This is a genomic window from Acidobacteriota bacterium, assembly GCA_029861955.1.
Taxonomy (GTDB): Bacteria; Acidobacteriota; Polarisedimenticolia; order Polarisedimenticolales; family Polarisedimenticolaceae; genus JAOTYK01.
In genome coordinates, this window is the sequence record JAOTYK010000039.1 from 1 (window position 1) to 26,352 (window position 26,352).

General features: G+C 63.0%; 20 protein-coding genes. 4 read left to right on the plus strand and 16 right to left on the minus strand.

The features are described from left to right. The 3 genes from OES25_15025 to OES25_15035 form a co-directional block, all read left to right on the plus strand. Positions 1–181: hypothetical protein (locus OES25_15025; protein ID MDH3628957.1), on the plus strand; the 181-nt coding region annotated here is incomplete at its 5' end. A 19-nt stretch (positions 182–200) separates the two neighbouring features. Then, positions 201–914, plus strand: a complete 714-nt coding sequence (locus OES25_15030; GenBank protein ID MDH3628958.1) for a WbqC family protein — start codon at positions 201–203, stop codon at positions 912–914. Further along, entirely contained in the window at positions 911–2,323 is a 1,413-nt protein-coding gene (locus OES25_15035; GenBank protein ID MDH3628959.1) for a hypothetical protein, read from the plus strand. Before OES25_15030 ends, OES25_15035 begins: the two co-directional genes overlap by 4 nt. A gap of 73 nt (positions 2,324–2,396) precedes the next feature. On the opposite strand, the gene OES25_15040 is transcribed toward OES25_15035, so the two are convergent. The 16 genes from OES25_15040 to uvrB all read right to left on the minus strand — a co-directional run bounded on the left by OES25_15040 (position 2,397) and on the right by uvrB (position 24,820). Further along, on the minus strand, positions 2,397–3,428 hold the full coding sequence (locus OES25_15040; protein ID MDH3628960.1) for a hypothetical protein: 1,032 nt from the start codon (positions 3,426–3,428) through the stop codon (positions 2,397–2,399). A gap of 28 nt (positions 3,429–3,456) precedes the next feature. Next, the gene (locus OES25_15045) at positions 3,457–4,131 is read right to left on the minus strand and encodes a hypothetical protein (protein MDH3628961.1); all 675 of its coding nucleotides are present in this window, start codon (positions 4,129–4,131) and stop codon (positions 3,457–3,459) included. 252 nt (positions 4,132–4,383) lie between these two features. Continuing rightward, positions 4,384–4,863, minus strand: coding sequence for a hypothetical protein (locus tag OES25_15050; protein MDH3628962.1), 480 nt, complete (start codon positions 4,861–4,863; stop codon positions 4,384–4,386). A gap of 75 nt (positions 4,864–4,938) precedes the next feature. Beyond that, positions 4,939–5,511 (minus strand): RNA polymerase sigma factor, encoded by a 573-nt coding sequence (locus OES25_15055; GenBank protein ID MDH3628963.1) that lies wholly within the window; start codon positions 5,509–5,511, stop codon positions 4,939–4,941. Positions 5,512–5,576: 65 nt separating this feature from the next. Beyond that, positions 5,577–9,683: a C25 family cysteine peptidase gene (locus OES25_15060; GenBank protein ID MDH3628964.1), complete on the minus strand. Its 4,107-nt coding sequence runs from the start codon at positions 9,681–9,683 to the stop codon at positions 5,577–5,579. Positions 9,684–10,189: 506 nt separating this feature from the next. After that, entirely contained in the window at positions 10,190–11,281 is a 1,092-nt protein-coding gene (locus OES25_15065) for a radical SAM protein (GenBank protein ID MDH3628965.1), read from the minus strand. Continuing rightward, positions 11,274–11,570: a PqqD family protein gene (locus OES25_15070; GenBank protein MDH3628966.1), complete on the minus strand. Its 297-nt coding sequence runs from the start codon at positions 11,568–11,570 to the stop codon at positions 11,274–11,276. The genes OES25_15065 and OES25_15070 overlap by 8 nt, the downstream gene beginning before the upstream one ends. A gap of 117 nt (positions 11,571–11,687) precedes the next feature. Next, positions 11,688–13,514, minus strand: a complete 1,827-nt coding sequence (locus tag OES25_15075) for an alkaline phosphatase family protein (GenBank protein ID MDH3628967.1) — start codon at positions 13,512–13,514, stop codon at positions 11,688–11,690. Between the two features lie 20 nt (positions 13,515–13,534). Next, the gene (locus tag OES25_15080) at positions 13,535–15,472 is read right to left on the minus strand and encodes a sulfatase-like hydrolase/transferase (GenBank protein ID MDH3628968.1); all 1,938 of its coding nucleotides are present in this window, start codon (positions 15,470–15,472) and stop codon (positions 13,535–13,537) included. Beyond that, positions 15,469–17,286 (minus strand): sulfatase-like hydrolase/transferase, encoded by a 1,818-nt coding sequence (locus tag OES25_15085; GenBank protein MDH3628969.1) that lies wholly within the window; start codon positions 17,284–17,286, stop codon positions 15,469–15,471. The genes OES25_15080 and OES25_15085 overlap by 4 nt, the downstream gene beginning before the upstream one ends. Positions 17,287–17,365: 79 nt before the next feature. Next, positions 17,366–18,259 carry a polyprenyl synthetase family protein gene (locus tag OES25_15090; GenBank protein ID MDH3628970.1) on the minus strand — a complete coding sequence of 298 codons (894 nt, stop codon included), beginning with the start codon at positions 18,257–18,259 and terminating at the stop codon, positions 17,366–17,368. Between the two features lie 13 nt (positions 18,260–18,272). Next, entirely contained in the window at positions 18,273–19,172 is a 900-nt protein-coding gene (locus OES25_15095; GenBank protein ID MDH3628971.1) for an alpha/beta fold hydrolase, read from the minus strand. Between the two features lie 68 nt (positions 19,173–19,240). Beyond that, complete coding sequence (uvrC, locus tag OES25_15100) at positions 19,241–21,049, minus strand: excinuclease ABC subunit UvrC (GenBank protein ID MDH3628972.1); 1,809 nt, start codon at positions 21,047–21,049, stop codon at positions 19,241–19,243. Further along, positions 21,046–21,888, minus strand: a complete 843-nt coding sequence (locus tag OES25_15105) for a hypothetical protein (GenBank protein ID MDH3628973.1) — start codon at positions 21,886–21,888, stop codon at positions 21,046–21,048. Before OES25_15105 ends, uvrC begins: the two co-directional genes overlap by 4 nt. Beyond that, positions 21,885–22,802 (minus strand): hypothetical protein, encoded by a 918-nt coding sequence (locus OES25_15110; protein MDH3628974.1) that lies wholly within the window; start codon positions 22,800–22,802, stop codon positions 21,885–21,887. Before OES25_15110 ends, OES25_15105 begins: the two co-directional genes overlap by 4 nt. Positions 22,803–22,819: 17 nt before the next feature. Next, positions 22,820–24,820 (minus strand): excinuclease ABC subunit UvrB, encoded by a 2,001-nt coding sequence (uvrB, locus tag OES25_15115; GenBank protein MDH3628975.1) that lies wholly within the window; start codon positions 24,818–24,820, stop codon positions 22,820–22,822. A gap of 86 nt (positions 24,821–24,906) precedes the next feature. On the opposite strand from uvrB, the gene OES25_15120 reads away from it, so the two are divergent. Further along, positions 24,907–26,352: transglycosylase domain-containing protein (locus OES25_15120; GenBank protein ID MDH3628976.1), on the plus strand; the 1,446-nt coding region annotated here is incomplete at its 3' end.

The window sequence follows — 26,352 nt, forward strand, 5'->3', positions numbered from 1 at the left end:
ATACCGAGTCGTTTCGACGCTGCTACCGCGATTTCGCTTCTCCGACCAGTGGAACATCGAGCGCAGTACCGTCGACCTGGACGCGTTTCGCGACACCGCCCGGCAGCTCGGCTGGCGACAGCAGAGCCTCACCTATCTAGAATCGCACTGGATACTGGCGTTGAGCCCCGGCGACCCTTAGGCTTGATCGGTAGAACCTGATGCTGTGTGTGATCCTTCAGCCGTCGTACATCCCCTGGCGCGGATACTTCGATCAGATCCGACGGGCGGATACGTTTGTCTTCCTGGATACGGCGCCGTACGACGCACGAGGCTGGCGCAACCGGAATCGGATCAAGTCGGCCGATGGGAGTCGCTGGCTCACGATCCCGGTCCAGCGCAAGGGATCCCAACAGGCGCGGACCCCTCTCTCGGAGATCCGCATCCACTGGGAGCACGACTGGCGCGTGACGCATCGACGCAGTCTGGAGCATGCTTACGCGCGCGCTCCGCACTGGAAAGAGATGACGCCCCTGCTGGATCGGATCTACGGCGACCGGCATGAGCGGTTGGTCGATCTGACCATCCACGCGACCCACTGCGTCGCCTCGCAACTCGGACTCGGGGAGACGCGATTCCTGCGGGCCAGCGAACTCGACGATGTTCCAGGAGAGGGCTCGGAGCGCATCCAGACCCTTCTGAATCGTGTGGGAGCCGATCGCTATCTCACGGGACCCTCGGCGCAGAACTATCTGGACATTGATGCGCTGAATGGCGATGGTATCGAGGTGGAGTTCATGGCCTACGACTATCCGGAGTATCCACAGCTGCACCCGCCCTTCGATCCCGAGGTCAGCATCCTGGATCTCCTGTTCAACGCCGGTCCGCTGGCCTCGTCCTACTTTGACAGGGATCCCGACGCCGAGACTCGATGACACGTTCCACAACCCAGCCCGGGCCACGCCCCCATCTCCGGGGACCGCTATGGGTTCTTGGAATCTCCCTTCTCGTCGGTGGCGCACTTCGGGTCGGATTTCTTCTGGCCCAACCGATCTCGCCCTACGACCCCTGGCGACACCGGCAGTTGGTCGACAACCTTCGGTCCGGCCTGGGATTCACCCTCTTCGAGGGACAGGATTATCTCTGGTACAACCCGCTCTGGTATCGGCTCAGCGCCCTGCTGACTGACGGAGACGGGATGCGCTGGGTCGCCGCCGCCTTCTCCCTGCTCTGCGTCCCCCTGGCCTTCCGTGCGCTTCAGTTCGAGTTGCCGGACCGCCCGGCCGCCGCCGCCTGGGGCGCGGCCCTCACCGCCACCCTGGGCCCGCTGATCGCCTTCACCTGTCACGACGGGTCCGAGGCCCTGGCGGTGGCCCTGGTCTTCCTCGCGCTGGCGGTGAACCCGCGAAGAAGCCCCTGGAGAGCGCTCCTGGCAGGGGTCGTCCTGGGCCTGGCCCTGGTTCTGAGGCTGAACCTCCTCTTCAATGGAATCCTGCTCCTGGGGCTCCTACGGCGCCCTGGACGGGGGCTCCCGTTCATCGCCGGCGTGGCGCTGCCTCTTCTCGCCCATTTCGCCCGCAACGCCCGTATCCTCTCTGCCGAGGCGTGGGTCTACACCTGGGATGGCCTCGCCGTTCGTGGTGACAGCTTCGACCTCGGTTCGACGCTGCTCCTCCAGCGCCACCCGGAGATCCAGGCCGCGCTGGCCGCGCTCCATCGGACGATCGTGTCGCTCCCCCAATGGCTTCTACGGTTGGATTGGCTGCTGTTCTTGCTGCTGGGCCTCGGTGCCCTGGCGCTCTGCCGCCGTTGGGCCTGGCGCGGCGCGGCGCTGGCCACGCTTGCTTACTTCTTCTTGCTGGACGCAACCGGATCGGCGAACTTCTTCCGACTCTACGTCGCCATCTTTCCGGCGATGATTCTCGGCGCCGCCGTCGTTGCGTCGGAACCGAGTCGACGGGGTCTTCGCGCCGGCTTCATCGCGCTGTTCGTCCTGGTGGGACTACCGTCCCTGGCACCCACTCCGATGACGCCTCTTCCGGACGCCACCGCCCCTGCCCGTCTGATCGTCCACGACGCTTACTTCGTCAATAGCGGTCGATACCATCCCGAGGCGTTACTCCGAACCTATCCCGGTCGGCGTTTCGTCGGCCTGCCGCTGCGGGGCACCGACCTGCCGGCCTTCCTGGATGCCCACCCCACGGTGGATCGGTTGCTTTGGCATGACTTTAGTTTGCAGGACACGGTCCTCGAGGCGTTTGCTGTGGCGGGTTGGCAGCCGGAGCAGACCGAGCTGGGGGTGGATGGGCATCGCTATCAGGTCTGGGTCCGACCCACGCGGTAACCGTTTCAAAGAAAAAGGGCTGCGAGGCATAAGCCCCGCAGCCCTTTCTGCCTTCAGCAGAAGGAATCAGCTACTAGCGGCCGCGACGGCTGCCACGCTCCCGGATGTTGAGATCCGAACCCGGACGGACGCGAGCCGGGCTATCCGGATCCGCAAGGGTCGTACCACACTCGACGCGATTCGAGTCCATGGAGACCACGGCGGTCTCGTATCCGTCGGGGAAGACGAGGCTGGCGCCGAGATAGGCATCCACACCCGTCGCCGGTCCACCGGAACAATCGACAGCCACAGCGACCGACGCGAGCACGTCCGTCGCCTCACCCGCGAGAGTCCAGCCGGCGCCGATGGCGCGATCAACCGGAGCGAGGTCGCCACGGTTGACGGTCTGGGAGTAGACGCGGTAGGTCACCGGGGCACAACCGCAGGCATCATTCACGCCACCGCTGGCGTCGGGAAGCGAAACGGTCAGGTTGACATTCTCACCCGCAGCGCTGGAACCCGTGATACTCAGTCGCGGGATGGGCTGGAGCTGAATCGTGCCGGGGGACACAAACGTCGTGTTGCCGTTTGCCGCCACGTCGCCACCGAGGGTCGCGAAGTAGCCAACGCCGTCGATCTCATCAGAGAACTGGACGCAGAGGCAGCGGTTCGGCACAGCGTTGCTGTCCGAGATACAGCCGTCGATACCGGCACGGTTCCAGTTCACCAGGCCAGCGTACATGACATACGAGTAACTACCGGAGTAGTAACCGTCGATGTCGTTACCGCCACCGGCGCCATACATCCAGTTGGAACGATCGAAGAGACCGCTATCCACACCGGAGCCAGTCGCAGCGCCGTCGTTGATGACCGGGTCGCCGGAACCGGCGAGCCAGAAGTCCACGGACAGGTTCGGCGTGATGGCCGTCTTCAACGGACCCGCGACCGTGTTTTCGTAGCAGCCGTAGCCACCACACCAGTTGGGGTTCGAGACGACTCGCGTCGCGCCGTCGAAGGCCCAGAAGGCGCCGTCCGTACCGCCGCACGCTGCGGCGGCGGGCTGCACGAAGACAGCAAGCGCCAGCACGAGCACAAGGCCCAATCCAATCTTGCTTACAGATTTCATAATTCGTTACTCCTCCTGCGTCGAATAATTAGTAATGCGAAGGGACCCAGGCAACGTCGGCCAGGACCTGGATCACGTAGGACTCACCAGCGACGAGCGGGAACGCCGTGCCGATGGAGCCGTTATAAGAATTCAGCAAGTTGGTCGTCTTGCTGAGAAAACTGATCGCCACCGTGTTCCCCGGAGCAGAAGCAGCATCGACCTCGTCGATGAGATCCTTCGCATCCGCTGACGTCGAGTGGTACGGATACGCGATGAAGTTCTGACCACTGGCGGAACCATTGGTTCCCTGGGCGTCGAGGGCGACAACCAGACTCGGGTCGTGAGAACCGACGATGACGTAGTTGACCAGCGACGTGACCTGCACGACGTAGCCTTCGCCACCGAGGATCGGGAACGCGGTACCGATGGAACCGTTGTAAGACGCGAGAAGGTTGGTCTGCGCGTCGAACTGCGCCACCTGCGCGACGACCGAGCCTCCGGCCGCGGTGTTGATGTCCGTGATCAGATCAAAGGCATCACCAATGTTGGTTTGTTGATTGAACGGCAGAGCGATGGTGCTCTGTCCCGAACCGCCACCGGCGGCGACGGAATCCTGAATCTCGTAGTTCAGCTTGAAGCCCATGTTGGACGCAAATAGGCCGCCCGCTACAAGGGCAGCGGCCAGGCCAGCGGCGACCACCAAGAACGTGCTCTTCCTCATGAATTCTCCTCCACGGTCAAAACCACCCCATCCCACAGCCCCGTAAGCCCCTTCTTGTGACTCCAGGACGGACAGGTACAGGCCGCCCGCGCGACCCTAAATGTACCCGTAAGCCTGTAATCGTCAAGGGGTTTATGCTGCGCAAACAGCCCCCCGGAGCGATGGTTCTCAGGTGTGACCATAAGTTTTAAAAGCTTTGACACTTGATTTGTCTCGGCATTTCCAAAAAGACTCGATAAATCCTGCAAAAACTCAATCGATTCTGTAAAAGACCAAATTGCTCTCGCCGGCCTGCGATTGGACCGAGTCGCGAAAACTTCCCTGGGCCTGGGCGAACGGTTGAAGATCGGAGGGATCCGCCAGCTCCTGTGGGGACGAGCTCCGGTAGACCCGATGGGGTTGTCCCCCGTTGGCGATGTTGAAAATGACCTGCCCACCGCGCTTTTCAATGGAAAGCAACGAAGCTCCGGCCTCAGGGGCCTCAGCGGTGAAAAACATGGACCCGAACACGAACGCCAACGCCACGGTGGGGGCCATCACGGCCCAGGTCCAACGCCGAATCGGCAAGAACAGGGACGGAATTCCCGTCGACGTGGGACTTTCCGTCCACGCCGCCCCCAGGACCCGGTCTCGACCGCCGGCGCTGAGGCGCTCGACGCCAGTGTCCTGATTACGGCTATCCCGGATCAGTTGTGTCAGCCGGTCATGGCGTTGATCGTGATTTCTTGCCATCGCAGACCTCCAGAGAGCCGTTACAAAGGGGAATACCGGCGCCGAGCCCAGAACGATCAACGGATCCGAGATTTTTTAGACTTTTTCGTCCACCAGCCGCCGGAGGTGCCTCCGGGCCCGCCCGAGATGACGACGGACGGTGATCGCGCTAATCGCCAGATCCCTGGCGACCTGCCGTGGGGTGCGCTCTTCCAGGTCACAAAGAATGAAGATGGCCCGTTCCCGAGCGCTCAGGGACTCCAGCAGCCCCATCAGCTCACGGGAACTCTCCGCCGCCGCGAGCCCCGCATCCGGCCCCCCGCTCGGCTCGGCTTCCTCGTGGATTTGACGGGCGACCCCGGGGTCGTCGGCATCCAGGTGGACCCTTCCGGCGTGACGACAGCGGTGATCGTGGGCCGCGTTGACGGTAATGCGATAGACCCAGCTATCGAAGCGACGCCTGGCGTCGTAGCTCCCGAGATGACGGAAGATCCGGATGAAGACCTCCTGCGCCACATCGTCGCGATCGTCAAGAAGGATCCCCATCAATCGTAGAACCCGAAAGACCCGAGCCTGATGACGGTCGAGGAGTGACTCCAGCGCGCGGGCGTCTCCGTCCCGCGCCGCCCGGACGTCTCGCTCATCGTCTTTGGCTTGCTTGTCGTCCATGCCCCTCTCCCGCCGGGATTATGCCTCGACGGGTCGGGATTGTCCGAATCGGATGGGGCGACGGATCAGAACGGGCTGCGATTGCCGAGGGTGTCCACGGCCAGCACCGAGTAAAACCGATTCTGGGACGGCGGCATCAACTCGAACATCGTGTCGGAGGTCGTGGCGAACGGAACGACCACGCCGTCACGAATGTCCAGCCGCGTCACCGGCGTATCGCCCACGTAGATCTCGTACTCGGCAATGGTGGTCGGCTGCCCGGTCGTCGTCGTCGTAACCGCCGGCCAGACCAGGACGAGTTCTCCCGGTGTCAACGTTTTACCCAGCGACAAGTCGACCCAATCGGGCAGGTCCGCACCGAGCCCGCCGGTATTGCCATCGCTGCTGACCGCCTGCACCCGATACTGCCAGTTCTCCACCGCCACAAAGGCGCCCAGGTCGGGGTACGAAGTGCAGGGTGCGAGGCACTCGTCGAGCTTGGCCATCTGGCCGTTGCCGTAGCCCGGGGCCGGCCCGCGGAAGATGTCGTAGCGTTCCACGACCAGCGGCTTTCCGTAGATCGTCGTCGTCACTTCGGACCACGTCAGTTCGAGGTCGCTTCCACTCACGTCGACATGAAGATCATCGACGAATCGCGGAGAACGCAACCCTTCCGAAAAGACCGGAAAGTCCGTAACCTCATCGGAGAAATCCGACGTGTTGCCGCTGGTGTTGGTCGCCGTGACCGCGAAGAAATAGTCCTGGCCGACCTGGAGACCGGGAAGTGTCGTCGTCGTGTCATCGAGTTGCACGACATTGGGATAGTCCCCACTTGCGACCCCCCAGTGCAGCGTGTAGAAGTCCAGGTCAGTCTCCGGATTGGCATTCCAGTCGAGGAACAGCAGACTGCCCGTCCCTGGATCCGTCACCGTCACCCCCGACGGCACGGATGGCGGACCGGGGTTCAAGGGCGTCACCCGGACACAGTCCATCTCCGCCCCTCCGCAATCGCTGTTCAGGTTGGACGCACGACTCTCGAAGCTCTGTGGGTCGACGGCGATCACGTAATAGAAATACTCCTGGGCGTTGACCGCCGTACTATCGATGAACTGGAGGCCCATGAGCGGAGCCATGTTGAGCTTCGTGTAGCCGGAGCCGAGCCCCGAGAGAAGGGTGGCGCGGTAGACGTCATACGTGACGCTCCCGTCGGTACTGGCCGTCCAGTCCAGCTGGACCTGAGCGTTCCCGCCGGTGGCGATCAAGTCGGTCGGCGGCGCGACATCCGGCAAGGCGAGTCGCGTCGCCGGATCTCCCTGCAAGACGTAGGCCTGGCAGGAGTCCACCGTCCCCGGTCCCAGTCCACAGAGGTTCAGGGAGACGCCCAGCGAGATCTCACCGAGTGCCCGCTTCTTCGCGAGCCCGAAGGCACCGTCCCAGATGCTCTCGGTCGCAAAGACACCGACGAACACGAACGACAGCGACGACGGTGCCAGGACCCCGATACCGCCGCCGCCCTCACGCTTCAACCAGCCCTCGCCGAGGGTGTTCTCTACCGGGATGTGGAACCCACCGGTCAGGCAGTTGTGCGCCAGGACGAAGGGAAGGCGAAGACCGTTCATCAGATCGAGAGTGTCGAATGCAGGGTCTCTCTCGTCGAAGAACGCGGCGTCGGACCAGACCATGAAATTTCCGTGCCCGACGAACTGCACCAGGGCGGCGCCGTCCGCGATCATCCCGGAGCCGTTGACCTCCGCCATGATGTCGGCACGCATCACGTTGTTCGCATTACCGACACCGGGTTCGATGTAGTCGGTCCAATAGCGAAGATCGACGTTGGTATACGGCTGCCCCTGTAGATGACTCAGCGAGTCGCTATTCAGCGTCTCGAACTGCAATGCCTCGCCGGGGTTGTTTCCGGGCTTGCCCTGATCCGAGATCGTCACGATATGCTTCTTCCAACTTCCCATCGCCGGTGACTGTTCGTAGTCGAGGACCTTCTGCAGGACTCGATTGGCGATGACAGTCGATCGCGCAGGGATTCGACCGACCATCAGGTCGGGAATAGAGTCGTTGCCGATGACGGCCGCCAGCAGGTTGTCGCTGGCGTAGTAGCCGAGCTCGAACACATCCTTAAAAACGATCTGCGTCGGCAGGACGTTGCCCTGGGCCGGCCCGCCCTTGTAATTGAATGAACCATCCCCCAGAAGCAGCACGTAGGACGGCTTGGGGTTGGCCCAACCCTCTCCGGGCGCCGTCGACATGACCCAGCGCAGGAACGATTCGATCGCATCGGGTCCCTGCAGGCCATGGTTGAACTCGTCGACCACGTCGGAGTAGCGAGCGATCTTGCTGGAGAGATCGCCTCCGGCAGCGGTCCCGCGCCAGTTCAGTAACAGGTCCAGCGGCATTCCCGGGGTGTCATCCAAAACGTCGTCTGCCGCGATGACGATGTAGTCGGCCTGAGTCGTGTTATCCCGCAAGTCCGAGACCACGTCATCAAAGAAGTCGGGATCCCCCGGAATCGTCGTCGCGGAATCCTCGAAGACGATAAACCGGCGCTCGGCGCCATCCGTGACATCGGGCCGGTTCTGAATGTTGAAGCGAACCGAATAGGGGCCGGCTCCGGAAACCGTCGCGTTATCGATCCGACGTGCGAGGATAATCTCATCGCCGTCGAGGGTGGTGATCTCGATGATCTCCGGCGTGGCATCACTCAGCCCGTCGATGGCAAAGTCCTGCTCCTCGTCGATCCAGGTGAACTCGATGAAGCCACCGATCGGACTGAACGTCCGGTCATACGTCAGATCGATCTCGTTCAGGATGGCGTCGTTTCGGATCGTGGCGACCGGCAGGACCTCGAGCTTGACGTCCACCGGATCGGTCAGCGCATTGCCCATGCCGGGATAGACCCAGGTAAACTCGTGGTCGAAGATCGTGCGACCGTCGAACGACTGCTGGTCACTCTGCAACACCTGGGCACCCGAGTTCAGTACGGTCAACCGGGTGTTGTGGTCGGGGTCCACGCCGAAGTCCTCGGTGATCCCGCGGATGCGAACACGCACGTCGAGATCCGACATCGGCGACGCCAGCCCCGGCAACGCGACCGTGTCGGTGCGCTCCGACGGTAACGTGGCCTCGGTCGAAAGCGTCGGCAGCCAGTACCAGGGATCTGCGCTGCCGAGGGGCCGGTATCCGAACTCCGAGTCGACCTCTTCGTGCACTGTCGCTCGAAACGCCGTGGGAGGCGTCAAGCCCAGGTTGGGTGTGCCGTCGTCCGCCGCCATCAAGGGGAGGGCCGAGGTTGCGACGGTCAGGAAGTAGACATTCTCGTCGCCGAAGTCCCGGGCCTCGTAGAGGTCGACGTCGGTGTTGGCGATATCGAGATTCAATTCTGCGTCCGGCTCTTCGTCCAGTGCCTGGCCGTAGAACTGGACCCATTCCCCGGGCTCCAGCAGCCCGTCGCCGTCATCGTTGGTATCGAGCGGGATCGTGACCCCGCGACTCTCCAGCTGCCACGTGTTGATCGGCTCGACCAGGAAACCACTGCCCATCATCCGGGTGTGATCGAGTCGGACCATCCCGTCGGCGCGGATGAGAATCTTTCTTCGTGCGCCGGGGAACATCGAACGACCGGCCGTCGAAGCCGGACGATCGTCGGGGAGGACACGAAAGGCCGCGGCTTCGTCGCCATTGACGAACGCTTCGCGATAGAGCCGCTCGAAGACCGCAGAGTCCCTCGTGGCCGTCGTCGTCGAACGGGCTCCTGCGGGGCGGTTGAAGTCGACCTGAATCTCGATCTGGCGATGGACAACCAGCTCCTCGGCCACCGGATCCCAGCGGTAGGGAGCGACGTGAACCTCGACGAAGCGCTGATAGCGGAGGTTGCCGATCTGGCCCAACCAGACCGGGGCCTCGGGCCACAGACGAGACCCCTGGTAGATCCGTGGGTCCTGTCGATACTCCGCCTGCCGGCGAAGCGCTTCATCGCCGTCCAACTCACGGGCGTCCAGGTTTCGACGGAGGCGGCTGCCGGCCCGACCTCCGCGCTCGAAGAATCGGGGATGGGGCTCGGGGATCCGTCCGGGATAAGTTTCGCGGGAACCAAGAACGAAACTCAACGTCGGCTCCCCATCATTGGGAATCGCCACGCGGTAGGTCTTGACCGGTAGGTTCGGCTGCCCCGGTTCGGTCACGTAGGGACCGTAACCCGGCGCCGTAACTTTGAGGGTTCCGTCCTGCCCATTAGAGAAGGCAGGCTCAGGAGCCTCGACATGAAGAACGAAGGCGCCGGGTGTAGCACCCGACGCCCGATCTTCTTCTGCGTTTCCAAGGGCACTGAGTCCCAGGAAAGAAACGCCTATCACTGCTACGCCCCTCGAGAGGAGCGTTAAACGAAGTCCCATGTATCACTCGCGGAAGAGGTAAGAGCCTGAGAGCACCCACCCCCCCGGGTGTAACAGGGGAAGCTTAGCTCTGAATGGGGCCCATTCCCGCGCAGCCATCGTCGGCTTTACCGCAGGCAACGGCCCGAGTCTCAAGCTTCTCCGTGTGGATGATTGCCGGTCGTTCGTACTGTTTCTTCATGTGCCTCCCCCTGACAACACGGGACCTTCCCGTTTTCAAGGTCTTCCGTTACAAGAACGCCGGACGATAAATTTGTCCGGCACGGTCGGTTATATACGCCGCGGCTCGCGGCAATTCAAGCAGAATTTGCCCTCTCTTCAGGGTCCTCGATCTGTAAAAGGTCATAATGCTGTCGGACGGCCTTGGCATTGATCTCTGCCTGAGGGTACATCGCCAGCGGATCGCCGGTCTGGGTCTCCGCCACCCCCATGCAATAACTAAAATAAGGTCCATTTTCGTGATGGTCCAGTTTTTCTCGGGCATCTACGGAGAGCTGCCTGGCTCCGTTCAGGACTGGAGAATTCTGCCAGAGATCCACCAGGTCCTCTGTTTCAAGGATATTTCCGGCTTTCCGGCGGAGGGCCACGCAGGGCAAAATGTTGCCATAGGGGTCGATGGTCAGCCCCGAGCGAGCCGTCCCACAATTGACCGAACCATCGGCGGCACAATGGTTCGCCTTGGGCGGCATCATCCCGTGGTGGAGTTCCGAATACCAATCTCCCCAGTACTTATCCAAAAACTCGTCCTGAGCTCGCAGCGCCAAAGGGTCCTGGTCTCCGTCGTCCTTGGGTGTGATGACAGCGTCGAAGGTGACCCGTAACCCCAGTCGGTCACCAAGATCTCGGATCTCGAACAGTTCATTCTGATTGAGATTCGTGATGGGGCATTTCAGATTGACCTTGATCCCCTCGGCCACCAGATTTTCGAGCGCCTTGACCGTCTTCTTGAAGGAACCCTTGATCCGAGTCAGCGCTTCGTGGGACTCCGGTCGGGATCCGTGGATGGAGATCTCGACCTCCATCGGCTTCAGAGCCTTCACCCGTCGGACCATCTTCTTGTCGGCCAGGAGGTAGCCGTTGGAGTAGATCCGCAGGGCCATGCCCAGACGCCGGGCCTCCACGGCAATCTTGAAAAAGTCCTTATGACAGAGTGCCTCACCACCGGTCAGCGTGACATACAACACGCCCAATTCCCGGACTTTTGCGAGGGCCTCGAAGATCTGCGGCGTGGTCATCTCGCGCTCGCCGGTGGGCGAGTTGTAGCAGAACGTGCAGAGGTGATTACATCGGTAGGTGATCTCGATCTGGCAGTTCAGAGGCAAGGCCTTGTGAAACGCCTGATTGACCATCCGTCGATACGGGTTAGTTTCCGTCGCATTCTCACTCAACTGAGACCTCCTCCGTCGGTTCCGCCAGCATGCCGTTCTCCCGCAGCTGCGAGACAAAGGCCTCCACATCCGCCGCCGCCTCGTCGGTCGAGACGTCGAACTCCTCGGCGATCGCCTCGGCGATGGCGGCACTGGAGTGCTCCCCATCCAACAGGGCGTAGATCTTGACCCCGACCGGGTTCAAGACCTTGACCTCCGACCGCTGGGTCATGACGACCAACCCGCCCTCTTCGCCGATCTCACGATAGGCCGTGTCGGGGTGTCGGCGTGGGTACGCTTTATCGGTCACGGACAGTTCTCCCGCGGAAATACCGTACTAAATCGTTCTGGTTTGTCGAGGTCACCAGAAGTTTACGGCCAAGATCGTCCCGTCGCAATGGATTCCGGGACCCATTTGGGTAATTTATCAATTCACGTACCCCAGCGAGCGCAATCGCTCCATGATCTGCGGATCGCCACGACGGTCGGAGAAGGGCCCCATGGTCGGCGGCGGTCCGTAGCCGGAGATCGTCCGGTCGGAGCCGACGCTCTCGCCGCGGCAGACCGCCGGCGCCGACCCGGGCATCTCCAGACTCCTTGGAAAGCCGCGGAGCTGCAGCACCAACGGCGCCAACGCCCGGCGATCCAGGACCGGACCGACACAACCTGCGGGGAATCCGCTGCCGTGGGCCACCAGCATCCCTTCGCTCTCCCCGTCGACCTGAGAGCGGCCCGGGTCCCCCACCAGCAACCAGTCGTAGCCCGTGCCGTGGGCGATCCATGGCTCCAACAGTTGGTCCAGGAGACGCAGGTAGGATTCGAGGGACTCGATCCCATCTCGTCCCACGGCGCGACGACGGTCGAGACGTGTTCGAAGCACGTCGAGCCCCGGCAGGTAGACCAGCGCGGTCCCCCACGATGGGTCGGCCATCACCATCCGGGCCGCCTGAAGATGGAATCCGTCCATCAGATACGATTGCCATAGCCAGTCGCGCAGCTCCTCGTCGGAGATCCCCACACCGGTCTCGAACGTCTCCTGAAGCTCGGCTTCCAGCGGCCCCAGCGTCTCCACGAAACGACGATGAAGCGCCGGCGGCCTGACATCGTCCTGGGGTTCCCCGCCGGCGAGGATCCTGGAGAGCAAACGGTCGGTCACCAGGTAGCCGTCGCCGCCGGGATCGGCGGGCCAGCTCGACCACCAGCCCACCGCCACGACCGTCTCTTTTCGGGCGACGATCTCCCACAGCGTCGGCACCTCCCGGTCCCTCCCGGAGAGCGGTCGGGTCCGCGTCGGGACGAGGGTACGGAGCGCCCGCCCCAGCGGGAGGACACCCTCTCCTCCGTCGAGATCGCGAGAGAGGCCGACCAGATGCTCCACGCCGGCGTTTCGGACCCGATGACGATCGACGGAAAACCCGGTCATCATCGTCGTCCAGACCTGCGCCGGTTCCGCGTAGGCGCGCGGGGTTAACGGATAGACGACGCTGCGCTCCATGGCGTCCAACAGCCCGTCGATCACGCCCTCCCTCGCGAACCCCTGCAGCAGTCCACCCTCGAGTCCGTCGACACCGAGGATGACGAGCGGTCGAGCGACCGGCTCGATCTCGAACGCCGGCGAGGACGGCGGCGTCGCTCCGGGAATCCAGAAACCGACGGCCAGCAGGGCTCCCAGCAACAGGAGGGTCAGGGGCAGGATGAACCAGCGAATCGGACGACCGCTCGGCTGGCGACCGCTCCGTCCGATCATGGCGCTCAACGAAACGAGTCCGGCGAGCCAGGCGAGCAGCCAACAGACGGCCAGGGACAAAATCCCCAACATCAGTTGTTCCTCGACACCGACCTCGCTACGTCGCTGCCATCCGAGTCGTCCTAGATAGGCGAGAACCGGCAGCGCGACCAGGCATGCCGCGAGCCAGGTGTCACGCCCTCTCGGCTGTCGACGACGGGCGACGAAGCCAATCAGGCTTGCCACCAGGAGGTCCAGGAGGAACAGCAGGATCGCGACCGGAGGCAGGAAGTAGAGAAACAGGATCGGTAACTCGTGCCAACCGGCAATCGCGTGAGATCCCCGTGTCGCCATGAGACCCAGGAGCGCGGCAAGCGCCGGCCCGCCGACCACTGCGGCCTTGATCGCCGCCCGCGTGACACGCCGGCGTTTGACATCGACCCACAGGTCCCGCAAGACGAAACGGCTGACTGCACTCTGCAGATAGCCGCGCTGCCGCAGCGCCTCGTGATAATCCTGATCCGTCATGACACGGTACGATTCGCCATCTATTGCAGCGCGTTCAGTTTCCCGTCGACCTCTTCCCGCCAACTCCGCCACGCTTCACTCCTGAGAGTGTCTGCGAAGTCCGCAGAAGCCTCCACCAGGGACATGCTCGCATAACCGTTGGCCACCGCGATCCGGAGAAGACTGACGGCCTGATCGGGGTCCCCATTGCGTGCCGAACAACGGGCCAGCATGACGGTAATCGGAGAGAACGTCGGGAAGTCGTCGATCGCTTTTCGGATCATCGCTTCGCAGACCTCGGGGAGATCGTTGTCGAATCCGGCCAGAAGCTCGTAGTACGCGATCCACTCCGAGTCGGGAAAACGTTCTCTGGCGTTACGAAAATGGGCCAGCGTCGACGCGTCGTCCCCACGGGCCTTCAGGATATGCCCAAAGTTGATGTAGCTCTGATCCGCATCCGGATAGCGATCCATGAACTCCTTGGCGACATCCTGTGCCTCCTGGAACTTGCCCTCGGAGGCAAATGCGTTGGAGAGATGTTGCAACGCCCACTTGTTGGCAGGGTCCAGCCCGAGGACGTACTCCGCCAATTCCTTTCCCTGCTCGTAGTTTCCGGCCTTGAGCATCTCCGCGCCGGCCACGAGATCCTCGGCGAGGAAAACCACATCCTGGGGATGGGTCGCGTTCTCCGCACTACCGCCACTCCCCTCCGTGTAGCCAAGGCTCGCCAGGAGCGCCCGTTCGGCCGCCGTCAGGCCGATCGGCGTCTGCTCGGCGCTGGCGACGTCACCTTCCATCGACTCCAGGAACTCCGCCAGGCGTGCCTGCATCTCCTGGACGCGCCCCGGTTCGAGTGAGGCCAGGTCATCCCGTTCTCCGGGATCGTTAGCAAGGTCGAACAGCTCGGGTCGATCGGAGTCGATCAGCTTGTAGCGACCGTCCCGAAGGGATCGCAACTCCTGCCAGCCGTAGTTCAACGACCCGGCGAGGGTCTCGGCATAGATTTCGCGCTGAGGAATGGAACCGCCGTGCAGCGCCGGCACCAGACTCGTCCCGCCGAACTTCAACTCGGTCTCGATCTCCAGAAGCTCCAGGATGGTCGGCATCAGGTCGGCCAGCCCCACCGGCTCATCGACGCGGGTTCGATCGATGCCGGGGCCACGAAAGAACAAGGGGACGTGCTGCGTCGAATCGTAGACGAGGAAGGAGTGGGTTCGTGTGCCATGGTCGAAGAGGCCCTCACCGTGATCCCCGACGACCACGAGCAGAGTCTCGTCCCAGCCGCCGGTGTCGTCGAGCCACTCGAAGATCCGACCCAGCTGCGCATCAACGAACGCGATCTCGCCGTCGTAAGGACGATCGCGAAAACGATCCGAGTACGGGAACGGCAATTTGTAAGGAAGGTGGGGGTCGTAGAAGTGAAGCCACACGAACTGCCGCTCGTCCTCACGACCCTGCATCCAGGTCAACGCACGATCGACGCCGCTCTTGGCATCGCGCTGGAAAGCCTGATCGGGTCCCTTGAAATCCTCGGAGCCCTTGGGCTCGTCCCACGTGTCGAATCCCTGGTCGATCCCGAAGCGTGACGACACGATGAAGGAAGCCGGGAACGCGGCCGTCGCGAATTCCTCGTCTCGCAAGACCTCCGCCAGCGTCACGGCCTCGGGACCCAGCTTGTAAACGAGGTTGTAGCGAACCCCGTGCTCCGGTGGGTAGAGACCGGTGAACATGGTGCTGTGGGACGGCAGGGTCGTGGGCACCTGAGACACCGCCTGCTCGAAGACGGCCCCCCGTGACGCGGCCCGATCCATGTTCGGGGTCTCCGCCTCTTCGTACCCGTAAAAGCCGAGATGATCGGCGCGGGTCGTGTCAAGGGTCACAAACAGAACCCGTCGCGCCTCCGAGGTATCCCCGTCACAACCCACCGACGCCAGGATCGCCAACGCACCGGCCCAGACCGCTGCCCGGAGACGAATCATGACGGGTCTTCCCTGAGAATCTCCGCCAACCGACCCGAGTCGCGCAGGTTTCGTAGATCGCTGTCGTGAGACGCCTGGCGGAGTACGTCGAAGCCCGCATCGATCGAGCGCTGCAGGTAGTCGGCCGACGCGTCCAGATCTCCGTCCAGGCTGCGGGCACAGGCCAGATCGTAAAGGATGTCGCCGTGGTTGGGGAAGTGGGGAAGGATCGCCAGCAGGATCGTCTCCGACCGGGCCCGGTCATCCGTCCAGAAGCGGTGGGCGCCCCAGTGAAGGGCCTCAGGGTCCTCGGCGAATCCCGCCATCAATCTCTTGAAGATGCGCTCCCCTGCGCTTATTCCGGAGAGCGCCTGGATTTGAACGAAGTCCAACATCGCCGCGTAGTTCGACGGATCCCTCGCCAGCGCCTGACGATAACCGCGCAGGGCGGCCGCCCCATCCCGCGAAATCGCCGCTCGACGAGCCCGCCAGATCAGGTCGGCGACTTTCTTTCGGGAGGCGGGGTCCCCGAAGCTCCGGCCGTCGAGGGGGCTTGGGTCCTGGTTGATCTCGAGATCCACCAGGATCTGCGAGATCTTCTCGGACTCGATGGCGACGCGTGGGGCAGGATCCAGGTCGGCGAGGGTCGCTTCGAGGGAGGTGCGAACGTCGTCATCCCCGTCGACCCCGTCGCCGTCGAGGTTCGAGAAACCCTCCGTGATGTCGTCACGCAAGAACCATGGGCCGTGACGGGCCGCCCGAATCGGCTTCCAGTTCATCTGATCGAGGAGCGCCCAACTGGCGGCGTGAAGCACACGATCCCCCCCGGGCTCCGTTAATGGGACCCCGGCCCCGAGGGACTCGATTCCGGCGGCGGCGGCGATCGTCGCCGTCACATCCGGCGACCAGACGCTGTCGCCGGCGTCGCGATCGAGCTCTTCGGGTCCGCGGGCGATGATCGGCACCCGGAGGGCTGCGGGTGACATCGAGAATCCCGCACCCTGGATCTCATCAGGATTCCCCGCGACCTGCCCCAGGTTGCCGGCGACCACGATGAGGCTGCCGTCCCAGCGATTCGCCACGCGAAACGCGTCGAAGACACCCCCGACGAAGCGATCGAGACGCGAGAGCCCACCCTCGGGCTTCGCCTCGGCGGATTCCTCGGTAGCCGTATCTTCAGTCTCCGTGGCGCCTCCATCCCGAAGCTTCCCCTCGATCACCATCTGCTCGTAGTAGGGAGACGACAGGTGGATCCAGGCGAACACGGGCTGCTCCGTGGGCACACCCTCAAGATAGGCACCCACCGATTCCGCCAGTGACTTCGACTCATGGATCGTCGGGAGAAACCGATCCCCGAACAGCGGAGGCTTCGGCGGATCCCGCACCACATCGAACCCACGATGCAGCCCACTGTCGACGCCGAGACTTGCGGCATCCGGGAGCGCGACCGTCGCATAGCCGGCCGCTGCGAGACGCTCGGCAAGGGTAGGAATCGAATCGTCGAGGCCGTGAAGAATATCGTCGCGAACGTTGTGCTCGGCCAGACCGAGGCCGGTGAGATAGGTCGCCACCCCCGGCCGTGTCATGGGAACTGCGGTCATGCCGTCGGACCAGGCTCGACCGGACTCGGCGAGGGCCGTCAGAATCGGCGTCTCGAGCTCTCCTCCGAACAGAGACATCTGATCGGGAACGAGTCCATCGACGGTGACGAGGACGATGTCGGGTCGAGACGCCGCGCCGCGACCGTCGCCGTTACCCGCCGGGCAACCGACCATCGCCAACAGCAATCCCGCGATCGCACACCCCAACATCCAACGCTTCGACCCCTCAGTCATGCTTGTCTCCGCCGGGAATTGCCCCGGAACCTAAAATACCGTAGCCGCTGAACCCCTGCCAGAGGATGGACCGGTGTGGCTAGCGGTCCCGACCCCGTACGGCCTCGGCCAGTGCGGCGAGTCGGTGGCTGCGACGACCCAATGATTTCAGATTCAGGATTGCCGTATCAATCAGTTGGTCGGTAAGTTTTCGCGCACCCTCGATACCACACAGATCCACGAAGGTCGTCTTCCCCCGATCCAGGCCGGCATCTTTCCCGGTCGCAGCCGGATCTCCACTGAAATCGAGAAGATCATCGGTAATCTGGAACGCCAATCCGAGGTTCTTCGCATAGGCATGCAACGCCTCGCGATCTCGCCTGCCGCCACCGGCGACCCAGGCCCCCGCCTCTGCGGAGACGATGAACAGGGCCCCCGTCTTGTTCCGATGGATGAACTCCAGGCTATCCAACTCGAGATTCGTCCCCGTCGCTTCCAGATCGGCGACCTGCCCACCCACCAGGCCCTCGGCACCGATGGCGGAGCTCAGGCCGCTCACGATCTCTCCACGGGTCCGATCGGTCAAGGCGCGACAGCCCGACACGGTGCCGTAACCGAGATTAAGCAGGCCAATGGCGGCGAGGATCGCGTTCGCTTCGCCGAATCGTCGATGAGAAGACTCGCGTCCACGTCGCAGGGACGCGTCGTCCATGGATGGCAGGTCGTCGAGGATCAGTGACGCCGCATGCACCATCTCGATCGCCGCCGCGACATCGACCGCCGCGTCCACATCCCCTCGAAGCATCTCGACCACCGCCAGCAGAACCGCGCCGCGTAACCGTTTCCCGGGCGCCAGCAGCGTGTATCGCATCGCCTCGTGAAGGATTGCCGGCTGCGTCCCGAGCGGCGGGACGTGTTGGTCCAATCGGTCATCGACCGCTTGTCGACAACGTTCGAGAAAACGATCCAGGTCGTCTGAGACGGCGTCGGACATGCCGCTCAGCCTATCACCCGCGCAATCGCTCGCGGAAAAACGTCGAGACTCTCTCGTGATAACGATCGAGCTGGTCTCCGTAGAGCTGGTTTCCTAGGGTTGTTGGGAGGACGACGAGGTTTCCATCCGACTCGACGTCGTCGGGAATCCGCCGAACCAGCGACTTCATCTCCTCGGTCAATCGGGGATCGTTGGCCGGAGCCAACATCAAGACCGAACGACCGGGAAGCTGATCGATGCGATTCTCTGCTCGCTCCTGCGCGGAGCCGTCGTGCATCAGGCCGAAAATCCGTCGTGGCAGGAAGGCCAGTCGGTCGGACGCAAACTCCCAGCCGGAGAAGAACGTTTGTTGCATCGCGACCTCGGGCTCTCGATCCAGACGGTCCAGGACGAGCACGCGAACGGTGGAGCGATCTCCGGCGGCAAGTACGGCGGCCTGGGCACCCATGCCAACGCCAAAGATGCCGATATCGCGCGCCTGCGGTGCGAGGCGTTCGACGGCATCGATGGCACCGAGGACATCTCGCTTCTCGTGGATCCCAAACGTGCTGGTCGCGGCCTGGCTTTCTCCGTGACCACGAAAATCGAACAGCAATACCGGGAACCCCTCTCGGTGTAACTCGAGCGCGAGATTGATCAAGCGATCCTTGCGTTCGGCGCGGTCGTGACAGAGGACCAGCGGCGCGTTTCCGGGTTCGCCCGGAATCCACCAACCGCGGAGCGACACGCCGTCAGTCGCACGAAATTCGATCTCTTCGACCGGTATCTTCATCGATGCGAAATCGATCCCCGAGGAGTCCGCCAGCGGTGGATTCGTCGCACGGTGGACACGCCATACCGCTGCCGTCGCCACGATCGCCAGAACCACGGCGAGTGCGAAGAGTGTGCGAACGATGCGTGATCGAGGAGTCATGCCTATCGGCTCCGTCCTTCCGATGGCCAAATATAGGGTCGGTACCCCGGCCTGGCCACGATCGGGCCTCAGGAGGAAAAATGCCGCTGGATGCGCTCGGCCAGCCGGGGTCCTACGTGATCGCTCAGCTGCTCGACCGTCGCCTCCTGCACGGCCCGTCGGCTGCCGAATGCGGTCAGGAGTCGTTTCGACAGGGTCGGCCCGATGCCTTGAATGTCGGTCAGGCCGGTCCTGAGCGTGCGTCGGCGACGCCGATTGCGGTGATGGGTTACCGCGAAGCGGTGTGCCTCATCCCGGATCCGCTGGAGCAACTGAAGCGCCGGCTGATGACGATCCAGACGAATCGGCTCCTGTCGCCCGTGCAGGTAGATCTCTTCCTCACGCTTCGCGAGAGACGCCACCGGCAGACCCGGCAGACCCACGGCGGTCAATGCGCTTACCGCAGCGCCCAGCTGCCCGGCCCCTCCATCGATCAGGACAAGATCCGGAAGCGTCCGACTCTCCTCGATCAATCGCCGATAGCGACGCGTCACGGCCTCGGCGATCGAGGCGAAATCATCGGGCCCCGTCACGCCGCGGATGTTGAACGAACGGTAGTCGGCCTTCTTCGGCCGCCCCTGATACCAGACGACCATCGAGGCCACGGCGTCCGTGCCCTGGATGTTCGAGATATCGAAACACTCGATTCGATTGGGCGGCTCCGTCATGCCGAAAATCCGAGCCAACTCGTTGAGGCCGGTCACCGTGTGACTGTCATGGGCACGGAAGCGAGAGTCGAACGCCAGTCGTGCGTTCCGACGGACGATCTCCATGAACTTGTGCTTGGGCCCGCGAACCGGCACGGCCAGCCGCACGGCGGAACCGCGACGATCCATGAGCCAATTGCGCAATAGACCCTGGTCCGCGGGTTGCGACCCCAGGAGGACCTCGCGAGGAGGCAACGTATCGATGTAGTACTGCGCCAACACGGTCGCGTAGAGCTCCTCGATTGGCGTCTCGACGTTTTCCAGCGTGAACTCACGGCGAGTCTGAACCTTGCCCTCGCGGACCTCGAACACCTGGATCGCCACCTGACCACCATCGGCGTGGTGTGCGATGTAGTCCTGTTCCTCCATGCCCACGTGGCTGATTCGCTGACGGGTCGCGAGCCTGTCAAGAACCTTCAGGGTATCTCGCTGCCGGGCCGCCTCCTCGAAGCGTTGATCCCCACTTGCCTCTCGCATGCGACGCTCGACGGATTGACGCAGCTCGGTGTCGCGTCCCTCGAGGAACAGACGGGCGTCTGTGACGGCGCGGCCGTATTCGTCCTCGTTCGTCTTGCCGGCGCACGGTGCGAGACACTGATCCAGGTGGTAGTACAGGCAGGGGCGACGCTTGCCGTCAAAGATCTCGCGGCACGTGGCAACCCGAAAATGTTTTTGCACCAGTTTCATCGATCGTCGTGCCGTAGAGGCAGGCAAGAACGGTCCGCAATAGACGTTCCCGTCGCGACGGGCCTTCCGAACCAGAGAGACCCGCGGATAGGGGTCCCGTGACGACAGTTTGAGATAGGGAAAGTGCTTGTCGTCTCTTAGAACGACGTTGTAGCGCGGACGCTGCTTCTTGATCAGGTTCGATTCAAGAATCAGCGCCTCCACTTCGGTATCCACGACGATCAATTCGAGATTCGCGATCTCGCGAACCATGCGGGCGATACGGGGACCATGATTGGCCGAAGGCTGGAAATAACTTCGCACACGAGACCGAAGACTCTTGGCCTTGCCGATGTAGATCGGATCCCCCGCCGCATCGCGATAGATGTAGACACCGGGGCGTCTCGGCAGGTTCGCCAGGCTGTCCTCTACCGCGGCGGGCCAACGCCCACCCTCCGGACTCATTCCCATGCCTCGAGCAACGATAGATAGCCGGGGTCCCGCGCAAATGTCAGACGGGCGGCGGGGACATCGGCGATCAGCCGGTCCACCTGATCGGTCAGGACTCGATCGTTCTCAACCGCATCGTTGATGAACGGAAGATTGGCGACGACCGATGCGTGGATCCCGATACCGGACAGCGGCTCGAGTTGGTGTCGATCGCCGTGACGCGCAGCGAGGATCCCCGTGAGCGGCCAACGTCCTCGCCCGTACTTCACCTTCAGGGTCGAACCCAGCGGCGCGCCGACGATCTGCGGCCCACGGCCGATCCCGTCGACGATCACCACATCGTCACTCACGACGTGATACCCGGCGTCCATCGCGATCCGTGCCCACGTTGTCTTCCCCGCACCATGCGCGCCTACCATCACAAACCCGCGGTCGCCGACGACAATACCGGCGGCGTGCATCAGCAGAGCTCCGAAGCGCGGCAACGACCACGACAGCGCCGCACGATGGAGGTTGCATACCGTATAGAAATCCCGCCCCTCGTCCACGGGTCGGATCCGCATCGTGGCCGTTCCATCACGCTCCACCGTCACGGACCCCTCCGGCATCGAAAATTCCGCACGCTCCGCGTCACACGTGTGTCGCATCGCCTTCGGAAGAAACGTCCCCGGATTCTGCAACGGCGGATCCTCGACACAGTGCACGATCAACTTCGATCGAGATGGCTCCTGCCCGCTCACGGCATCGAACTGCGACCACTCCGCCTGCAAACGCTGCGCGACGCCTGCGGGTAAGCCGTGGAACGTCGTCTGAATGCCGGAGAAGTCGAACGTCAGTGGAGAGCCGAGACTCACAGGTCCACTCGATCGATGGCATCCCAGAAACTGTCATCGGGACGGAAGTGGAGGCGTCTCAGCGGCACGCCCGCAAAGGTCGTCTCCACGCGTGCGAACAGATCGCCCCGTTGCGGGAAGCTGTCGGCGACGAAGGGGAGGTTACCGACCAGTTCGGCGAGGGCGACGATCCGGGCCACGGATTCGACCTTGACGTCGGTGTCCTGAATCAGACGAAACCCGGCCGCCACCGGGAACATCCCCAGAACCGGCGCCCCGTCCTCGTAGGTGCCTCGAAAGGGTGTCCCGACGAGATGCAGTCCTTCCCCCGGTTTATCCAATAAGAGCGATAGATCGTCGCTGACGACCTGACCGCGCCGGTTGGACTTTGAGAGCGTGGACTTTCCGGCACCCGACTCTCCGTAGAACAGGTAACCCCGCCCATCGCGCACCGAGCTTGCCGCGTGAACCAGCGCACCGCCTCGAGTGATCGCCACCCAGGCGACCGCACAACGCAGGTAATTTTCGACCCCGCGCTCAGGCAGATCGTAGTCCCCCGTCGAGATCGCCAGTCGCCCCAATCCCGACTCGGTATCGAACCACCCAGCGACCACGTAGCTCTGAAACCTTACGCAGGACTCGACGCACTTGATAATGACGGGGTTCGTCTCCGATCTTTCCGGCGGCTCGATGAAGTACGGCCGCTCTTCCCGAAACGCATCGATCGTCAGGGCCGGATCGGAAACCGGGTCGACCTCGTGCACGTAGGGGCCGTAGCGCTCTCGCATCCGACCCAGAAGGTCTTCGGGCAGGCTCCGCAATCGGAGGCGAAGCTCCCCGAAACAGAGATCGACATCGGCGTTGCCCGCCGGGGTAGCCAGCGCGTCGATCGACGCCCGAGATAGTGGGCTGGAAGGGATTCTGGAATTCTGCATGGTTTGCGTACCTTACATTAGCCCATCGGCGTGAGCGTCAACTCACGAAGGTAGCGGATCCGGTCCCGTAGGTTGGCCGCCGTTTCGAACTCAAGCCGTTCCGCCGCACGATACATCTCCTTCTCGAGTCGCTGGATCTCGCCGAACAACGCACTGGGGTCATCCAGCAGTTCTGCGTCTTCGGCCTCCTCGAGGGAGACGGAGGAATAGTCGGCAGCGATCGGTGTGCCCATGATCTCGTCGAGGGCGCGCTGAACCGACTCCGGGGTGATGTCATGTTTCTCGTTATACCGAACCTGGATCTCGCGACGTCGATCGCTCTCCTCGATCGCACGCTTCATCGAGCCCGTGATCCTGTCCGCGTAGAGGATCGCGGTACCCGCGACATGCCGCGAGGCGCGACCGACCGTCTGGATCAGGGACGAGGTGCTGCGGAGAAACCCTTCCTTGTCCGCGTCGAGGATCGCGACGAGCGACACCTCCGGCAGGTCAAGACCCTCGCGCAGCAGGTTGACTCCGACGAGAACGTCGAACTCTCCCTGTCGCAACTCCCGTAGGATCCGCACCCGTTCGAGCGTCAGAACATCCGAGTGGAGATACTCCACCTTGACGCCGACCTCGCGGTAATACTCCGTCAGGTCTTCGGCCATCCGCTTCGTGAGAGTCGTTACCAGCGTGCGTTCGTTACGACTGGCGCGATCGCGGATCTCCGCCAGCAAGTCGTCGACCTGCTCGTCGATCGGGCGAACATCGATGGTCGCTTCGATCAGTCCCGTGGGGCGCACGATCTGCTCGACGATGGCACCGTCCGACCACTCCAACTCGAGATCGGCGGGCGTCGCGGAGACGTGGATCGTCTGCCCGCGTCTCTCGTTCCACTCGTCGAAGGAGAGCGGCCGATTATCCAGTGCGGAGGGAAGACGGAAGCCATGCTCTACGAGCGTCCCCTTTCGCGACTGGTCGCCGTGATACATCCCGCGGACCTGTGGGAGCGTCACGTGACATTCGTCGACGATGGTCAGGGCGTCGTCTGGGAGGTAATCTAGCAGCGTCGGCGGCGCCTCTCCCGGTTTGCGACCCGTCAGATGACGCGAGTAGTTCTCGATCCCGTGGCAATACCCGACCTCGCTCATCATCTCCAGATCGAATCGGGTTCTCTGGTGAAGACGCTGAGCCTCAAGTAGCCGACGATCCTTCTCCAACTCCGCCAGACGGGACTGGAGCTCTTCCTCGATCCGTGCCATCGCAAGTCGACGGGTCGCCTCCGGTGTCACGTAGTGTGAATTCGGGTAGACCGGCTGCCGCTCGAGCTTCTCGACAACCTTTCCACGGACGGGATCGAAGCGTGCAAGGGACTCAATCTCGTCTCCCCAGAACTCCAGGCGCAGACCATCTTCGGCATACGACGGCCAGATCTCTACGGTGTCCCCCCGCACCCGGAACGTCCCACGACGCAGGTCATCGTGGGTCCGCTCGTACTGGATCTCGACGAGCTTGCGGAGCATCCCGTCTCGCTCGCAGCTTTTTCCACTCTCGAGGAGCAGCATCATGCCGTGGTACGCCTCGGGAGAGCCAAGACCATAGATACACGAGACGCTGGCGACGATGATTACGTCACGTCGCTCGAACAGTGCCCGGGTGGCCGCATGCCTCATGCGATCGATCTCCTCGTTGATCGTCGCTTCCTTGTCAATAAAGGTGTCCGATTGGGGGACATAGGCCTCGGGCTGGTAGTAATCGTAGTAGGAGACGAAGTACTCGACGGTGTTCTCGGGGAACAGCCGACGAAACTCCTGATACAACTGAGCGGCCAACGTCTTGTTGTGCGCCAGAACCAGCGTCGGCCGACCCAGCGCCTCGATCAACTTGGCGATCGTGAACGTCTTCCCGGAACCGGTGACACCCAGAAGCACCTGGTCCCGAAGGCCCGACGCGATTCCGTCCATCAGCGCCGCGATGGCGGCGGGCTGATCTCCGCGGGGCTCGTACTCGCTGACCAGTCGGAACGGACGCATCATTTGCCTCGAAATCCAGGAACCGTGACCATTCTAGCGGGCGTCGCAAGACGGGTGCGTCGGAGCGGGCAGCAGGTTATGCTTACGCCATGCGAATCGTCGATAAGTGGCGTGGGTGGGCCGCGAAGCGCTTCGGACGACGCACCAGCCGCAAGCTGGCCTACGCCGGCGGCCTGGTGCTGTTGTCCTTGATCGCAGGACTCGTTCTCGGCAAGTACATGCGCTTCGATCTTCCGGACGTGCACAATCTCGAGAACTACGAAGCCCCCATGATGACCCGCGTACTCTCGGGGGACGGCGGCGCACTCGAGACCTTCGCCGAGCAGCGACGGATCGTGATCGGATTCCACGAGATCCCCCTCCAGTACCAGCAGGCTCTGATCGCCACCGAAGATTCGGGGTTCTACACACACTCCGGCGTGGACTTCAAGGGGATCGCCCGGGCGGTATGGAGCGATATCCGTCGCATGGAGCTTTACGCCGGAGCCAGCACGATAACGCAGCAGCTGGCACGTAACCTCTTCCTGACCCTGGACAAGAACATCCATCGCAAGGCCCAGGAACTCCTCCTGGCCCTGGAGATCGAGCGCCAGTACAGCAAACAAGAGATCCTGGGCTTCTACTGCAACCAGGTCTACATGGGCCACGGCCGATACGGAATCGAGGCGGCCGCGCAGCACTACTACGGCAAGTCGGCGCGGGATCTGGACCTACTCGAGTCTGCCACCCTTGCCGGAGTCATCCAACGGCCTACTTCGCTCTCCCCCATCAGCCACCCCGAACGTTCGTTGCGTCGTCGAAACCACGTCCTCGGACGGATGGCCGATGTGGGCTTTCTGGGTGACGAAGAGGCCGCGGCACTGATGAAGCAGCCTCTCTCACCCACCCGCCCGCCACGGACGACGAACATCGCCCCGCACTACGTCGAGGAGGTCCGTCGTTGGCTGCAGAAAAACTACGGGAGTTCCAGCCTCTACCGGTCCGGACTCGAAGTTCAGACAACCCTGGACCCGCGTCTCCAGGAGATCGCCAACCGGGCCGTCGACTACGGCCTCCGTCGTCTGGACCGTCGTCAGGAATGGCGAGGTGAACTGGAGAACGTCGCCGAGGCCGGGCGGGAGGCCTGGAGTTCCAGCGACTGGGAGCTGCCGCTCGAGGTCGGAAGCGTCGTGGATGGTCTCATCTCAACCGTCGACGCAGAGACGGCCGTCGTGCGACTGCGAGATCGCACCGGAACCCTCTCGCTGGCCGAGGGGAAATGGACCGGCGCCAAGAAGCTGGACGCCGTCCTCGCCAGCGGGGATGTGGCCCGCGTCCGCATCTTGACCCTCGACGAGACGACGATCACCCTGGGTCTGGAGCAGAAACCCCTCGTCGAGGTCTCGCTGGTCGCGCTGGAACCACGCACCGGCGCGGTTCGAGCCCTCGTCGGCGGCTTCGACTTCGACCGCAGCGAATTCAACCGCGCCATCCAGGCCAAGCGTCAGACGGGTTCGGCCTTCAAGCCCCTCGTGTTTGCCGCCGCCCTCTCCCGT

Bases quoted from the DNA above. Each gene is read 5' to 3' on its own strand.
- OES25_15035 (MDH3628959.1), top strand. From the start codon at position 911: ATGACACGTTCCACAACCCAGCCCGGGCCACGCCCCCATCTCCGGGGA.
- uvrB (MDH3628975.1), bottom strand. From the start codon at position 24,820: ATGATGCGTCCGTTCCGACTGGTCAGCGAGTACGAGCCCCGCGGAGAT.
- OES25_15090 (MDH3628970.1), bottom strand. From the start codon at position 18,259: ATGTCCGACGCCGTCTCAGACGACCTGGATCGTTTTCTCGAACGTTGT.
- OES25_15045 (MDH3628961.1), bottom strand. From the start codon at position 4,131: ATGAGGAAGAGCACGTTCTTGGTGGTCGCCGCTGGCCTGGCCGCTGCC.
- OES25_15040 (MDH3628960.1), bottom strand. From the start codon at position 3,428: ATGAAATCTGTAAGCAAGATTGGATTGGGCCTTGTGCTCGTGCTGGCG.
- OES25_15110 (MDH3628974.1), bottom strand. From the start codon at position 22,802: ATGCAGAATTCCAGAATCCCTTCCAGCCCACTATCTCGGGCGTCGATC.
- OES25_15055 (MDH3628963.1), bottom strand. From the start codon at position 5,511: ATGGACGACAAGCAAGCCAAAGACGATGAGCGAGACGTCCGGGCGGCG.
- OES25_15075 (MDH3628967.1), bottom strand. From the start codon at position 13,514: ATGACGGATCAGGATTATCACGAGGCGCTGCGGCAGCGCGGCTATCTG.
- uvrC (MDH3628972.1), bottom strand. From the start codon at position 21,049: ATGAGTCCGGAGGGTGGGCGTTGGCCCGCCGCGGTAGAGGACAGCCTG.
- OES25_15095 (MDH3628971.1), bottom strand. From the start codon at position 19,172: ATGACTCCTCGATCACGCATCGTTCGCACACTCTTCGCACTCGCCGTG.
- OES25_15050 (MDH3628962.1), bottom strand. From the start codon at position 4,863: ATGGCAAGAAATCACGATCAACGCCATGACCGGCTGACACAACTGATC.
- OES25_15085 (MDH3628969.1), bottom strand. From the start codon at position 17,286: ATGACTGAGGGGTCGAAGCGTTGGATGTTGGGGTGTGCGATCGCGGGA.
- OES25_15080 (MDH3628968.1), bottom strand. From the start codon at position 15,472: ATGATTCGTCTCCGGGCAGCGGTCTGGGCCGGTGCGTTGGCGATCCTG.
- OES25_15030 (MDH3628958.1), top strand. From the start codon at position 201: ATGCTGTGTGTGATCCTTCAGCCGTCGTACATCCCCTGGCGCGGATAC.